Annotated in this window: 16 protein-coding genes; 8 read left to right on the top strand and 8 right to left on the bottom strand. The window is 51.8% G+C overall.

Annotation, left to right across the window (positions count from 1 at the left end; genetic code table 11):
* The first annotated feature begins 332 nt into the window (after positions 1–332).
* Positions 333–590 carry a Trm112 family protein gene (locus tag Pla144_RS06270; protein ID WP_146448882.1) on the top strand — a complete coding sequence of 86 codons (258 nt, stop codon included), beginning with the start codon at positions 333–335 and terminating at the stop codon, positions 588–590.
* 6 nt (positions 591–596) lie between these two features.
* Entirely contained in the window at positions 597–941 is a 345-nt protein-coding gene (locus Pla144_RS06265; protein ID WP_146448880.1) for a histidine triad nucleotide-binding protein, read from the top strand.
* A 61-nt stretch (positions 942–1,002) separates the two neighbouring features.
* Here Pla144_RS06265 and Pla144_RS06260 read toward each other — a convergent pair whose 3' ends face one another.
* From Pla144_RS06260 to Pla144_RS06245, 4 genes are all read right to left on the bottom strand, one after another.
* Positions 1,003–1,869, bottom strand: a complete 867-nt coding sequence (locus tag Pla144_RS06260; RefSeq protein WP_146448877.1) for a ThuA domain-containing protein — start codon at positions 1,867–1,869, stop codon at positions 1,003–1,005.
* A gap of 215 nt (positions 1,870–2,084) precedes the next feature.
* Positions 2,085–2,450 (bottom strand): hypothetical protein, encoded by a 366-nt coding sequence (locus Pla144_RS06255; RefSeq protein ID WP_146448875.1) that lies wholly within the window; start codon positions 2,448–2,450, stop codon positions 2,085–2,087.
* Positions 2,451–2,524: 74 nt separating this feature from the next.
* Entirely contained in the window at positions 2,525–3,577 is a 1,053-nt protein-coding gene (locus tag Pla144_RS06250) for an NAD(P)/FAD-dependent oxidoreductase (protein WP_146448873.1), read from the bottom strand.
* Between the two features lie 24 nt (positions 3,578–3,601).
* Complete coding sequence (locus Pla144_RS06245; protein ID WP_197530415.1) at positions 3,602–4,057, bottom strand: ferritin-like domain-containing protein; 456 nt, start codon at positions 4,055–4,057, stop codon at positions 3,602–3,604.
* A 405-nt stretch (positions 4,058–4,462) separates the two neighbouring features.
* On the opposite strand from Pla144_RS06245, the gene Pla144_RS06240 reads away from it, so the two are divergent.
* Positions 4,463–4,684, top strand: a complete 222-nt coding sequence (locus tag Pla144_RS06240) for a carbon storage regulator (protein ID WP_146448871.1) — start codon at positions 4,463–4,465, stop codon at positions 4,682–4,684.
* Between the two features lie 59 nt (positions 4,685–4,743).
* On the opposite strand, the gene Pla144_RS25030 is transcribed toward Pla144_RS06240, so the two are convergent.
* On the bottom strand, positions 4,744–4,995 hold the full coding sequence (locus Pla144_RS25030; RefSeq protein ID WP_231936198.1) for a hypothetical protein: 252 nt from the start codon (positions 4,993–4,995) through the stop codon (positions 4,744–4,746).
* Positions 4,996–5,482: 487 nt separating this feature from the next.
* Between Pla144_RS25030 and Pla144_RS06235 the strand changes: the two genes are divergently transcribed.
* Positions 5,483–6,331, top strand: a complete 849-nt coding sequence (locus tag Pla144_RS06235; RefSeq protein WP_146448869.1) for a PP2C family protein-serine/threonine phosphatase — start codon at positions 5,483–5,485, stop codon at positions 6,329–6,331.
* 136 nt (positions 6,332–6,467) lie between these two features.
* Here Pla144_RS06235 and Pla144_RS06230 read toward each other — a convergent pair whose 3' ends face one another.
* Positions 6,468–6,932, bottom strand: coding sequence for a DUF1499 domain-containing protein (locus tag Pla144_RS06230; protein ID WP_197530414.1), 465 nt, complete (start codon positions 6,930–6,932; stop codon positions 6,468–6,470).
* A 460-nt stretch (positions 6,933–7,392) separates the two neighbouring features.
* On the opposite strand from Pla144_RS06230, the gene folE reads away from it, so the two are divergent.
* From folE to Pla144_RS06210, 4 genes are read left to right on the top strand one after another with little or no spacing between them, the layout of a single operon-like run.
* Positions 7,393–8,085, top strand: a complete 693-nt coding sequence (gene folE, locus Pla144_RS06225) for a GTP cyclohydrolase I FolE (protein ID WP_146448867.1) — start codon at positions 7,393–7,395, stop codon at positions 8,083–8,085.
* A gap of 26 nt (positions 8,086–8,111) precedes the next feature.
* Positions 8,112–8,591, top strand: a complete 480-nt coding sequence (locus Pla144_RS06220; protein ID WP_146448865.1) for a 6-pyruvoyl trahydropterin synthase family protein — start codon at positions 8,112–8,114, stop codon at positions 8,589–8,591.
* 39 nt (positions 8,592–8,630) lie between these two features.
* On the top strand, positions 8,631–9,494 hold the full coding sequence (locus tag Pla144_RS06215; RefSeq protein WP_146448863.1) for a PP2C family protein-serine/threonine phosphatase: 864 nt from the start codon (positions 8,631–8,633) through the stop codon (positions 9,492–9,494).
* Between the two features lie 15 nt (positions 9,495–9,509).
* The gene (locus Pla144_RS06210) at positions 9,510–10,301 is read left to right on the top strand and encodes an Fpg/Nei family DNA glycosylase (RefSeq protein ID WP_146448860.1); all 792 of its coding nucleotides are present in this window, start codon (positions 9,510–9,512) and stop codon (positions 10,299–10,301) included.
* Positions 10,302–10,472: 171 nt separating this feature from the next.
* Here the strand turns inward: Pla144_RS06210 and Pla144_RS06205 are convergent, their stop codons facing one another.
* Positions 10,473–12,041: a cryptochrome/photolyase family protein gene (locus tag Pla144_RS06205; RefSeq protein WP_146448858.1), complete on the bottom strand. Its 1,569-nt coding sequence runs from the start codon at positions 12,039–12,041 to the stop codon at positions 10,473–10,475.
* A gap of 3 nt (positions 12,042–12,044) precedes the next feature.
* On the bottom strand, positions 12,045–13,298 hold the full coding sequence (locus tag Pla144_RS06200; protein ID WP_146448856.1) for an NAD(P)/FAD-dependent oxidoreductase: 1,254 nt from the start codon (positions 13,296–13,298) through the stop codon (positions 12,045–12,047).
* Positions 13,299–13,345 lie beyond the last annotated feature (47 nt).

Raw genomic sequence — 13,345 nt, 5'->3', positions numbered from 1 at the left:
CCAGGGGGCGGCAATGAGCCCCCGGTCTGCGTGAACGCAATGAGAATGCGGCGGTAGCCGTCTAAAACTAACTTTTATCCCGCTAACGGATCACGCTGGATATTCCAGTTCACGATGAACCAAGACACTAATAATCGCTTTTCGGACGCACTCCACCGGAAACGGACTAAGAATGGAACACTGATGAACGCTGATTGGGCGGATTTTCGCAGATCAGAACATATTGAACTGAAGAAACTTAATCCGGGATCATCTGCTAAATTCGCGCTCGTCTGCGGCCTATTTCTTAACTAGTCGTTGAGCTTACACATTGCAAAGCAAGAGGTACTTCCTTGATTGATCCCCAATTGCTTGAAATCCTCCGCTGTCCGCAGGATCGTTCGTCACTTACGTTCGCAGACGCGACTTTGGTCGAGAAAGTAAATCAGCAGATTCTTACTGGCAAGCTGACGAACATCAGCGGCCAACCGGTGAAAGAGCCAATCGACGGAGGAATGTTGCGGGCTGCCGGCGACTTGTTGTATCCCATCGTCTCAGGCATCCCAGTGATGCTGTACGATGAAGCAATTGACGTCACGCAGCTAAGTTAGGTAAGTATGGAAAAAACGCTTTTTAAAAAAATCGCCGACAAGGAGATTCCTGCAGAGATCGTCTACGAGGACAATCAATGTGTCGCCTTCCGCGATGTAAATCCACAGGCTCCGACGCATGTGTTGGTGATCCCTCGCGAGCCGATTCCGTCTCTCGACAAGCTCGCCGCGGAAAACGCGGCCTTGCTGGGCCATCTGTGGCTGGTCATCCGCGACGTGGCCCGTCAGGAAGGAATCGCGGAGGGTGGTTACCGCGTGGTTGTGAATTGCGGCGAAGATGGCGGCCAAACCGTCGACCACTTGCATTTTCACATTCTGGGAGGTCGGTCGCTCCAGTGGCCGCCGGGGTGAGAGGGAGTGATGAATATTGAACCTGTTTCTACCAACTCTCAACTCTCTATCGGAAGAGGACTCAATCAACCCGCGCGTCGAGGGTGACGAGTTTGTTGAATCGGTCAACACTGCGGTGCCCTGCCCAGGCGATGCCACGGAGGAGAATTGCCCGGAAAATTGGATCGTCGAAGGTCCACATGTAGTGCCCCGGGATCGAAACGAACACGCGCCCGCGGCCGTTCTCAACGGTCCAATATAAGGGACGGGGCTCGCCCTCTTCTACGCCTGTCCCCAGGAGAGAGATTCGTGAAGGATCCCCACGGAGACGCCAATAACTTTCATCAACCCAATCAACCTGGGTGAGATTCCGCGCGATCGGATGTTGTGGGTTATGGCTGAAGTCGACATGCAAAGGACCGTGGCGGTAGCCGATTGAACCACCCAGCGAGGCCAACCCGATCCGTTTGGCCATCTCCTTCTCTCCCCCCTGTCCATCCACGGCCCAATGGATGTAGACGGCGCCACCCCCGCGCGCCAGAAAGGGGTCAATTGCTGCGGCTCGTTCGTCGTTCCAACGTCCTCGTTGGTAAAAAACCAGCACGTCCGCCGCTTCGATCTGCCGTTCGTCGGGAAACTCCCAGGCAGTATCGACCTCGGTCTGCTCGTCGCTGGCCAACAAGCGAGACCAAACCTTCTGCCAATTCGGGTAGTCGTGCTCGCCGATGTCGTGGTCTTTGGGGCCGGCCACCAGAACCACTCGCAATGGTTTGTCTTCCGCCAAAGGGTTCGCGCCAGCCAACAGCCGCTCGACCTCCGCCTGAGAGCGAAGAGGGGGAATATCTCCCTCGGCATACTCGGGCATGCGGAATGAGGGCTGCTGGCCAAGGACTGCTGCCGAACTTAGAGAGAGAACTATTAGTACGACAAACACCTGCCAAAATCTCATGAGATAGCTCCGATGCTAAAACAAGAACCTTGTCGAAATCGTCAGGATTCAAGTATATGAGAATTGTGCGTTTTGAGCGACTGCCTCAATTCACCCAAGGCATTATCAAGAGACGCCAAATACGCGAGTATGGTAGGCCCAATCGCAGACACGTCCTCGTAGCTCAGCTTGATAGAGTGTCGACCTCCGAAGACATTTCAATAGCTCAGCGGTGATTACGTCACTAGCGAAGATTCAATCCATTCATAAAGCACGAAACGTTCCCTACCTTGTTCGATGGCTCGTTGTTGTTGCAGCTTGTCGACGATCTGCTCGGCTGGGACTCCCAGAGTTTCGAGTAATTGACGGGCATCGTACCAAGTTGGCAGCCAAAGCATGATCTGCTTGAAACGGTCAACACCGCCAACCGATTTCATGAAGTAATCGTAGTTGAGGATAAAGTAGACCTTTTCTTGAAACGGAGACGTCTGCTTGCAGAACCCCGTTTGGTCGTAAACATAGTGGCCTGCACGCGGCTCCCAGGCGAGTCCAGCTTCGCGTAATCGGCGAGCTGAGTTGATTTCCTCCTCACTGAATCGCATCGGTTTCTCCCGTATCATTTTGCCACGCTTCGAAGCCAGCCGAATCGGGGCCTCTAAAGCAATTGCCACTGATTTTAAGTTGCGCTACTATCATCAACCCGTGTTGGACGCAGCAAATTCAACACGCGACTGGCCGCGGCTGCACCGCTCAAAAAGGCACCTTCGACTCGAGGTCCGCCACACCAGTCGCCGCAGGCTCCGATTAGCAAGCTGGTATCAAATAAACATCGCGACTCCAGTGGCGAGGTCGGTAGAGCGAATCGCCAACGATGTGCTTTGATATACTTGATTGCCTGAGGCTGGGTGCCAATGGATCGCCAGAATTCAGCCAACAGATCAGCCTCTACCTGTTCTGCTGATCGTTCCAAGTTGGTCTCTGACCACTCGGGACTAGCGTGCATTATCCATGTCTCTGGTTCGGGAGAGCGATTCGGTTTGCTGTTGTTCCGGGCGATCCAGGAAAGAGGCGACTGGTGAATAAATGCGGCATCGAACGGAAGAGCCAAGGATTCTTCCAAAGCGAGCATCACCGCCCAGCAACCACTCATCTCCACGCGATCCGCTTGTCCGGCCAGCTCGGGAACATTCCTGAGCAGCTGCGCCGTCTGAGGTGCTGGGGCAGAGATGATTACCATATCGTAGGCGCCCCAATCGGTCCCATCCTCGCTGGCTAGCAACCACCGGCCGCGTAGACGACGAGGCGGCGCTACTTTGGTTTGATACTCGATTTGTAAGTCGGTCGCCATGTGCTGACAGATGGCATTCATCCCCGGCACAGCGACGAAGCGATCGGTACCCTCTTTTTGATCTATCACAACTCCGTTTTGAAGGACCATAATCCTCCCGAGCCAAGCAGCGACAACACCGTCATGTTGCCACGCATTCACGTAGCCGCGAAATCGAGCGTCACGGGCGGTGAAGTATTGGGCGCCGTGGTCAAAGTGTAGCGCTTCGTCCGTCCGCCGCGTCGACATGCGACCGCCAACTCCACGGCTTTTTTCGAACACTGTGACCGACAAACCATAATCTTGCAAAGTCCGGGCACAGATCAGACCAGAAATCCCGGCGCCAATCACCGCCAATGATGGCATCGATTCACGGGGCGGTCTAATTGGCAGTTTCGTCATATAGAGCAATCAAGCGATTTGTGATCAAGCAGACTCGTACTCTTTCAAGAATCCGCGAAACAGAATAAGGTGCTCCTCTTCGTCTGCGAGCAATCGGATGCATAGGTCTTGGCTAACATAATCCTCCCCGTCGGTCGCTTTGATGACTTTGTTGTAGTGCGCGCAAGCTTGCTCCTCGGCATCAATGACCGCTTTAATCACACCGACCACGTCGGTTGTTTTATCGTTGGGCTGGATCTGATTACCGAGCGTGAGGGCCGCAGCACCGGGGACCAGGCCGCCGAGTTGCTTGATTCGCCGTCCCAACTGCTGGGCATGCATGATTTCTTCCGTGATGTCAGCCGCTAACGATTTCTTAATCTCTTCTGCCCGCACACCATCGAGATTGACGCTGTTGGCAAGATAGTTGAGCACCGTTTCGATCTCCATACTATAGGCTGTGGAGAGCAATGAAATTACCTGTTCTTTGTTATCGGCCACGCTGAGTTTCCTTATTATTCGAGATAAACTGCATCTCTAAGACTCTAGGAGCGTCGTGCGAAATGACAACGCACTGATATCTGTTTTCTTCATTTTTTGGTTTGATGCGCTAGTGAGAGTCCACTTTCTTGGCGTAAAAGCGATCGAATACAGTCACTAATTGCACGCAGGCGTACTCTGAGCGGGTGCTTTTTCAGCGGAGGAACATGAATCGCTACCCTACAGAAGCAGTATTTCAAAGTTCCTAGTAGCTTCTCACGAAGGCAATTGCTGGCGGTGCCTGCATTCAACGGGCAAACAAGTAAAAAAAAGACGGTGTTGCTGCTTGGCAAAGCTGATTGTCCAACTAGTGTTCCATAGTCAGAAAAGTTGACACTTTGCAATGCGTTCTTGAAAGGATGAGCGATGTTAGTTCTCGGCAGGAAAGAAGAGCAGACCATTCAGATTGGTAACGATATCCGCGTTACCATCTTGCGGATCAAGGGAAACTCCGTCAGTGTTGGCATAGAAGCACCTGAGCAGGTGTTAATACTACGCGACGAGTTGGCACCAACTGCACGAGCGTGGGAAGCTGAAACCGACTTGGGTTCTCAGCCACAGGCCATGGCACTTGCCATCTGCAAGTAACAGACGGCTTAAATCTGCAAGATCGTGCACCTTTGATTCGTTTGCATTTCGGCTCCGGACTACAAATTCAATTGCCATAACTCGATGCTGGGAGTAGTTGCAAATGAAAAGTGAATGGTCTGCATTATTGGCATACCTGCGAAGCCTGGTTGAAAAATCTCGATCAAAACCGAGAGGCGATCCTGAGGGGTTTGCGCCAAGATCTTGGCACGCATGAGGCGAAGAAACATTCGCAACGTTGGAGAATGTTTTTCATGGCCTGCGTAGAACTGCTTCGCTACCGGAGTGGGAATGAGTGGTTTGTGACCCATTACCTGTTTCAGAGTGTTCGGTCGACACCGTCATGAAGCCAGATGAACCCTGAATCGCGAATGCACTTCCCAACAGTCAGCGTTTGATAGGGTCCTGGATACGACTTGGACCGAGACAATAGTAACCAAATTTTAAAATGATAGGGAAAACGATGAGAAGAATTAATATGGCAAAAATCGGTTTTGTTATCGCCGCCGCTGCGTCGTTCCTCTTTTCTGTCTACCTCTGGTTTACAGGGAGTAGAGAAGAGGGCCTGTTCGTCGGAATATGGGTTCCTTCAATCCTCAGCTTTGGAGCCCTCGTGTTGAGCGGAAAATCTCATGCATAACATTGGCATATTTGTGTTTGGCTTATCGGTATTCGGAGCTACCATTGCCGCTGCTTTCTGTGCTTTGATTGCAACGGATCACTCTGAGGAATGACACTCGCTGAGTTGCGATTTTGCTAATTACTTTCATAGATTCTCAGCAGAGACGGTATCAACCAATGGAAAAAACTGACCCAGAGCGCATGGAATGCATGGAGGTATGGGGTGGCAATCAGGCTGTGCAGCGCAGTTTTATAACTCCGGGGCTAAAGATCTATGTCGATAGTCAGCCCTACGGTCAGGCACCTGGAGGGGGAGACGTCTATTACCTCTCCTCGTGTGCGTCCGGACGCATTACACGAATGTTGTTGGCGGATGTCAGTGGACATGGAGAGTTAGTATCGCAGACGGCGGTTGGATTGCGTGACTTGATGCGACGCAACGTCAATTACATCAAGCAAACTCGCTTCGTGCGAGCAATGAATCGGCAGTTTGCTGATCTCGGTGAGCAAGGAGGGTTTGCCACAGCCCTAGTAAGTACTTTTTTTGCGACAACGATGACCTACTCTCTATGCAATGCTGGGCACCCTGTTCCGCTTGTTTTTCGTCGGGGGACGTCCCAATGGACAGAGCTCAAGAATGAAGCTAGCAGTTCGAGGCCGATATCTGACACACCACTGGGAGTCGTTGATGAAGCGTCTTATGGCCAACTCGATGTGAGACTTGAAGCCGGTGATATGGTGCTCAGCTTCAGCGATGCCGTTACGGAGTCGGAAGACGGAGACGGCCGGCAACTTGGAGTAGCAGGTGTCCTGCGGCTAGTACGTGAACTGGGAACGGAGGACTCTGAGAAAATCATTCCCGCACTAGTCGAGAGAATCAGAGGGTTACGAGACAGCAACCTCCGCCAAGATGATGCGACATTTCTACTAGGTCAAGCAACGGGCGGTGGACCGTCGATGAAGAACAACCTCTTAGCCCCGCTTCGTTTCCTGCGCCGTACCTCTGATCACACCAGAATAGCCTAAACTTTCTACCGATTATTGGCTCGATCGCATTGACCCTTGCCGACCTCGCACATGAATCTTCCCAAACTTTAAGTGCTACGACGCGGTACATCGAAAAGATGCCAAGTTCAACCATCAATTAAAAGCTTAGATTCAACTAATGCTGCTGAAATTGCTGTCGGATTTGTTCCATCCGCCTTCGATTGACCCCAAAATCAGAACGCCCTAAGCGTGCAGCCGAGCGAAAGTGAATAAGGTTTTCCTTTGCGTCGATTGCCAGTTCGACGTCATCCACGAATCCAAGCAGCAGGCTGCTGAATTCGGCGTGGACGTAACCGGTTTGAGAAGAGACTATTTGGCTCCGCGGCATCGCTTGAATGATTGATTCCAGCTGGCGTTGGGTCTCCTTGGCCGAGAGAGTGTAAGGTATTGGATCCATACAATGTTCGGAATTTTTGTCCTGCGTGGAAACACAGTTCGGGTAGTTGGGGCACTCTGCAAGGCGACCGTTGACCATCCCAAGCGTATGCAATGGATGCGTATAGGAGTTCGCCAATCGAATGCCGACCAAGATTACACATAGCGATGCCGCCAGCCACAAAGCCATAGTTTTCTTCGCCATCGACACTTTGCTTGCTTTCCATAGACGTGACTGAACTTATCACTTGCCTTTATCCTATCACATTAGACGCTTGGCAAGCCCTGATGATGGAATGTTGTCGGCAGCTGGGTTTACGGATTGCAGCCGGCTACCCACATTCGCTCACTACTATTCCGGAGTCGACGTCGAGATCTTTGGCCTCCAGAATTGCGATCCAATCATGGCAAACGCTGGAACTTCCGCGGAGTGAAACAGTGACCGTTGATGATCGCTGGGGCTCAACATGACAAGCTCATAAAACCTATCATTCCATGTCCGGTACGAGACTTCGCAGCTTTTTCCACGAGAATCTCCTCAGCAGATATCAAGTTGGAAAGTTTTTTCGCTAGAAAATACAGAATTCTAAGTTGTCATCACCGACATACCGCCTAGAGTCTGAATATCTGCTACCAATCTCTCACTGCTAGCGAGTCAAATCACCATGCATACTGTTTTGGAACTGTCTGCTTCCTCCCCTTGGCACTCACAAAGACCTGCCAGCTTGCCCGTGCTGCAATCCGAAGAAGACAAGGTAAATCAGCAATCCCCAAGTGCCCAACCGGGCGAAGTCGATCTGGAGTCAATTAAAGCTGCCGTGCGGACTATCTTGAAGGCGGTTGGTGAAGATCCGGACCGTGACGGTTTGAAGGAAACCCCTCGTCGCGTTGCCAAGATGTATGCGGAAATATTTGAGGGCTTGCACCTTGACCCCGCTCGCCATCTGCAAGTTTCGTTCGCAGAGGAATATGACGAACTCGTTATGGTTCGGGATATCCCGTTCACTAGCATGTGTGAACATCACCTGTTGCCATTTACTGGAGTAGCCCACGTCGGTTACATCCCTCAAGGTCACGTCACCGGTTTGAGCAAGCTGGCCCGCGTGGTCGAAGAAATAGCTCGCCGTCCGCAAGTGCAGGAACGGATGACCCACAAGATTGCCGAGTTGATTGAAACTGAGCTGCAAACTACCGGCGTGGGAGTCATTATTCAAGCGGAACACTCGTGTATGTCCATTCGCGGCATTAAAAAGCTCGGCAGCTCGACCATCACGAGCGCGTTTCGAGGAACGCTAAAAACGAGCCTCTCGAGCCGCAATGAGTTTCTGTCAATGATTGACACGCGATCCCGCGGTTAAATCCCCACCACCAAAAGCATTCAACCATGATTATTCAAAAGCAGTACAAGTTTTACGCCGCTCATCGCAACGAAGAACTCGAAGATAAGTGCCGCAACCTTCACGGACATCGCTATGGAATCACCTGTTTTTTCGAAGTAGAACGTACAGGTTCGCTATCAACCCTTTTCGGTGACTTCGATCGCAAGATCGAGCCGTTTCTTAAATCAGAATATGACCACGGCATGATGGTCAATATCAACGATACGCTTTATGAGACGCTCATGAACCACGTGCTGCGAACGGGCGAAAAACTCAAGCTGAAGCGGTTTTCTCAACCGACGACGGTCGAAAATTTGGCCCATCAACTTTTCACCGAAATTACCGACATGGGATTTCGCTTAAGCTGTTTAGAAGTACGCGAAACCGATACCTCTGTTGTAAGCTATACGCGAGAAGATTGGGTGACCGATAGTCGTTATTTTGCTAATTCCAAAACTGCCGATACTGAGTCGCTGTCTAAGTAACAGTTCTTTCTTAATTCTACTTTGAAATAGAGATCTGATATGACTACTGTGACCTTAACTAACGAAAACGAATCAAGCCTAGAGTGCATGGAGGTGTGGGGCGGCAATGGCAGCCGAAAGAACCATTTCGTTCGGCCTGGCTTGGATGTTTGGATTCATAGCCAGGCTGTCAGTTCATCCGCTGCTGGCGGTAGTGATCTCTATCTGCTGTCTTCATGCTCTTCAGGGCGTATCACGCGAATGATGGTGGCGGACGTCTGTAGCCAGGGCTCCCATTTCGCCGAGTTAGCGGAGGAAATCCGGGAGTTGATGAAACGAAACATCAACACCATTCGGCAGACGCGAGTCGTGCGTGAAATCAGTCGGCGCTTGGTAGAGAGTTCCAGGCACGGTTGTATCGCGACAGCGCTGATCGGCACTTATTTTGCGCCAACTCGCAAACTTGTTTTATGCAATACCGGCAATCCCCCGCCACTTTTGTACCGCGCCGCGCATCAAGAGTGGTCAGTCTTGAAGCAAGTTCCGCAGAACACGACCGAAATCCACAAGTCGTTTATGGTCAGCGACTTTGAGGAATACCAATGTTTTGAAACGCAACTCGATGTTGGAGATATGCTTCTCAGCTTTAGTAATGCACTTACCGAATGCTTTAGCAAAGACGGAAGAATCATCGGTATGCAAGGTCTGGAGGAACGTGTTCGGCATCTCGATCCGAGGCGACCAGGAGAGCTGGTTGCCGCGTTGACGGAAGAGCTCAAGCAAGAACATCCAGACAATCTCGCCATTGACGACTCGACGGTCTTACTCTGGCAGGTAACGAAAACATCCGTTCCCTGGCGCGACAACTTGTTAGCACCTCTTCGCTATTTTCAAGGTGCGACTGACAAAACCAACATCGAATAGAGAAAGGCCGCAAGGATGCCAGAAGGCCATACTGTGCATCGTCTTGCACTCGACCACTCAAAACTGTTCGCAGGGCAGCGATTGAAGGTATCCTCTCCGCAAGGTCGCTTTGAGGAAGGTGCCCAACTTCTCGACGGCAAAACGCTCAAATCGGTCGAAGCGCACGGCAAGCATCTTTGTTATCACTGGTCCGGCGGAAGACTATTGCACGTCCACTTGGGTCTCTATGGAAAGTTCCGCCTCCACGGCTTGCCAACCCCAGAACCTCGCGGGCAAGTGCGTCTGCGAGTGATCGGAAAAGAAAGAGCATTTGACCTCAATGGCCCTTACACCTGCCAGACTATTACGAGTCAGGAATGGATAGCAATTCAGGATCGCTTAGGGCCAGATCCCTTGCGAGAGGAAGCTGATCTAGAGCGGGTTTGGATGAGAATTAGTCGCAGCCGCGCGGCCATTGGTAGCTTGTTACTCAATCAGTCTGTCATCGCGGGAGTCGGGAATATTTACCGCAGCGAAGTCTTGCACTTGCTCGGCATTCATCCAGAAACACCTGGCCTGGCGTTGTCTCGTGAGCAAGTCGAATCGCTCTGGTCCAAGCTGACAACACTGCTGAAAATCGGAGTAAAGTACAATCGCATCATCATCGCCGAGCCGAAAGATATCGGCAAACCGCGCAGCCGGATGAATCGCGAGGAAAGACTACTGGTTTACAAACGAGCCGCTTGCAGTCGCTGTGATGCCGAAATCGAGAGCTGGGTGCTGGGTGCTCGAAAAGTTTTTTCTTGCCCCAAATGCCAACTACGCTAGACGGAATTGCGGGCGTAGGTTGGATTAAGGATCCAACCTTCGGAACCGTCGACGGTCGCCAGTCTTTTGTTCCATTTGGCTCTGTTTAGCTAAAAAGCGACGGCTTGGATTGCGTACAACACTGTATCATTAGAATTACCGGTCGTGTCTTCGATCAGTCGTTTTGATAACTCACTTGCGATCTGCACCGAAAGTATTCCTTAGCGCCTGAGCCCGTTTACGGATCGCATTTAGCTCCGCCTTTGGCTTTCGCTCAAGATTCTTGAGTTGCATCGACATGCGGTTGTTACCTTGCAGTCGTTTCTTGTGCCGCGACAAAAATTCCCAGTACAGCGTGGTGAACGGGCAGGCGGTTTCACCAGTCGCTTCTGCCGGATTGAACTGGCAACTTTGACAGTAATTGCTCATCCGCTGAATGTATTTTCCGGTAGCCACATACGGCTTGCTAGCCATGACGCCGCCATCGGCAAACTGCGACATCCCCAGAGAGTTCGGCAGTTCCACCCACTCTACGGCGTCAACATAAACTGCCAGATACCATTCGTGTACCTGCTTGGGAGTAACGCCGAGCAAAAGAGCGAATAAGCCAGTCACCATCAATCGCTGGATGTGATGAGCATAACCGAAGTCTAGCGTCTGGCTAATCGTCTGACTCAGGCAGTGCATGTCGGTCTCGCCGGACCAGTAAAAAGCAGGCATTGGCTGTGAGGCGTTCAGCTCGTTGCGATCAAGATACTCTGGCATGAACAGCCAATAGATACCTCGTACGTACTCACGCCAGCCGAGGATCTGCCGCACAAAGCCTTCGACGCTGTTGAGCGGCGCTTTGCCGCTTCGATAGGCGATGACAGCCTCATCAATCACTTCGCGTGGGCTGATCAATTTGAGATTGAGTGATGCAGATAGCCGGGAGTGATAAAGGTAGGGTTCGTCACTCCACATAGCATCTTGGTATTGACCGAAGTCAGCCAAGCGATGTTCCACAAAGTCGTCGAGCGCTTGGCGAGCTTGCTTCGGGGTGACTGGCCAATCGAAGTGCTCCAGATCACCGGGATGGTCTGGAAATTCGCGTTCGACTAATTCCATGACCGCTGTGGTGGTGGCATCGGGGCGAAAATGCTTCGTTTTGGGTAGCTTCTTGGGGCCCGCCTTGCCGAACGAGGCGCGGTTCTCTGCGTCGTAATTCCATTTGCCGCCCTCCGGTGTATTGCCGTCCATGAGTATATCATGCTTGCGGCGCAGTTCGCGATAGAAATACTCGAGTCGTAATTGCTTGCGTCCCTGGGCGTGTTGGGCAAATTCTTCTGGCGTGCTGAGGAAATGATTGTCGGGGCGTAACTCAAGCTCGATGTTCATCTTTCGGGCAGCTTGAACGAGGTCGTTTCGCACGCGCCATTCGCCTGGCTCGACCAAGATTAGCCGCTTGGGTCTTACACGCTTAACTGCCGCAGCCAGTTCACGAGCTAGAGTACCCTGATTGCTGCTGTCTTCTAGTTCACGGTAGTCGACCTGAAAATGCTTCTTCAGAAGTTGATCTCGAAAGTGACGCATGCTCGCCAAAAACATGACAATCCGCGCTTTATGCGTCCACACATGCGTCGCCTCCTCGGCGACTTCCGCCATCCATACTAAGTCGTGTTCGCGATCAAAATCATCGAACGCACTAGAGGCAGCATTGAGCTGATCCCCCAACACGAGAACCAGATGGCGACATTTTTTTGCGTGCAGCTTCTTGGCCATCGATTATCGCTCTCTCAACAGAGCCACGACGCCTTCTGCAGCTCGAAGCCCGGACGCCATGGCACCGTTAATCGAGGCAGTATCGCAGTGATCGCCGCAAACAAATACGTGCTCTCCAACACGACTAGGCTTGGCGACTGGCTCGAGATCCGTTGGGAATTGTCTCGGCAGCGCATACGGAATTACGTAATTCCGTATGTGACACCAGGAGCTTACTTGGGAGCCGAACCAAGTTGCGAGCTGACGTTTTACTAGCCTTAGCAAATGGTCTTGATCTTCATGCTCTTCGAGCACCGTGACAGAAACTAGCGATTTTCCCGTCGGTGCGTAAGTCTGCGCTACCTGACTGGGGACACAAAGATTGTTAATCGGTCCGTCACCCGTGCCGTTGAGTACCAAAACGGGATCATGGATCGGTGGCTCATCAGCGGCGAAGTAAAGGTTAGTTACCTGACGGCCGACTGCTGGGCTAGGATCGCCAAGTAGCTTGCGAGCAGCGGGCGCCCCAGTAGCGACGACAATGCTGCGTGCAGTCAGCTGTTCGCCCGAGGCAAGGATGACGGATTTACCTCCGATCGAATTGACTGGGCTGTTGAGCTGGATTACCTCGCTTGGCAGACGATTCGCCAATTGCCGCGGTATCTCGCCCATGCCTTGAGCAGGTAGGGTCGTGTCACCAAGCGAGAACATCCTAAATACGAATTCGCACATCCGGCTGGATGTCTCCAGATTGCGATCGAGCATTACTCCGCCCAAAAAAGGTCGGAAAAACCGCTCAACGATCTTGTCTGAGAAACCTCGGCTACGCAGCAAATCGATAGTCGATTGTTCTGATCGGACGTAGATGTCTTGCAGTTCATCACGAGTGGTATCAATGCGGAATTTTGCAACACGCAGCTTGTCGGCAAATGTTGCCACGGGCGACATCGCGGTCGCAAGCAAGTGCTTGGGTTCTCGCCAAGGATCAGCGAAACGGTGGAATCGATTACTAAATCGTACCAGAGCACCGGCTTCAAATCTGCACAATTGCAGTTCATCAAAGTCGAGCACTGATTGAGCGGCGGGATAGGCAGTCAGGAAAACTTGAAACCCTCGGTCTAGCAAATATCCATCGACTTTATCGGTCCTCACTCGCCCGCCTACATCGTCGCTTGCTTCTAACAATTGACAAGATAAGCCGCTATTGATGGCACTTTGGGCGCAAGTCAGTCCGGCAAGTCCGCCACCGATAACGATCGTGTCAAAGTCTGCAACCATGAGTTAGATTAGGACTCTTTCGAACTTCTAAGTGCTTGCCTAAAACA

It is taken from the genome of Bythopirellula polymerisocia (assembly GCF_007860015.1).
Lineage (GTDB): Bacteria > Planctomycetota > Planctomycetia > Pirellulales > Lacipirellulaceae > Bythopirellula > Bythopirellula polymerisocia.
The sequence above is the reverse complement of the archived record's forward strand: the minus strand, read 5'-3'. Positions and strand labels throughout refer to the sequence as shown.

What these genes read in the sequence shown, in the direction of transcription:
- Pla144_RS06265 (WP_146448880.1), top strand. Translation starts at nt 597, where the DNA reads ATGGAAAAAACGCTTTTTAAAAAAATCGCCGACAAGGAGATTCCTGCA.
- Pla144_RS06260 (WP_146448877.1), bottom strand. Translation starts at nt 1,869, where the DNA reads ATGAGATTTTGGCAGGTGTTTGTCGTACTAATAGTTCTCTCTCTAAGT.
- Pla144_RS06255 (WP_146448875.1), bottom strand. Translation starts at nt 2,450, where the DNA reads ATGCGATTCAGTGAGGAGGAAATCAACTCAGCTCGCCGATTACGCGAA.
- Pla144_RS06250 (WP_146448873.1), bottom strand. Translation starts at nt 3,577, where the DNA reads ATGACGAAACTGCCAATTAGACCGCCCCGTGAATCGATGCCATCATTG.
- Pla144_RS06240 (WP_146448871.1), top strand. Translation starts at nt 4,463, where the DNA reads ATGTTAGTTCTCGGCAGGAAAGAAGAGCAGACCATTCAGATTGGTAAC.
- Pla144_RS25030 (WP_231936198.1), bottom strand. Translation starts at nt 4,995, where the DNA reads ATGGGTCACAAACCACTCATTCCCACTCCGGTAGCGAAGCAGTTCTAC.
- Pla144_RS06235 (WP_146448869.1), top strand. Translation starts at nt 5,483, where the DNA reads ATGGAAAAAACTGACCCAGAGCGCATGGAATGCATGGAGGTATGGGGT.
- Pla144_RS06230 (WP_197530414.1), bottom strand. Translation starts at nt 6,932, where the DNA reads ATGGCGAAGAAAACTATGGCTTTGTGGCTGGCGGCATCGCTATGTGTA.
- folE (WP_146448867.1), top strand. Translation starts at nt 7,393, where the DNA reads ATGCATACTGTTTTGGAACTGTCTGCTTCCTCCCCTTGGCACTCACAA.
- Pla144_RS06220 (WP_146448865.1), top strand. Translation starts at nt 8,112, where the DNA reads ATGATTATTCAAAAGCAGTACAAGTTTTACGCCGCTCATCGCAACGAA.
- Pla144_RS06215 (WP_146448863.1), top strand. Translation starts at nt 8,631, where the DNA reads ATGACTACTGTGACCTTAACTAACGAAAACGAATCAAGCCTAGAGTGC.
- Pla144_RS06210 (WP_146448860.1), top strand. Translation starts at nt 9,510, where the DNA reads ATGCCAGAAGGCCATACTGTGCATCGTCTTGCACTCGACCACTCAAAA.
- Pla144_RS06205 (WP_146448858.1), bottom strand. Translation starts at nt 12,041, where the DNA reads ATGGCCAAGAAGCTGCACGCAAAAAAATGTCGCCATCTGGTTCTCGTG.
- Pla144_RS06200 (WP_146448856.1), bottom strand. Translation starts at nt 13,298, where the DNA reads ATGGTTGCAGACTTTGACACGATCGTTATCGGTGGCGGACTTGCCGGA.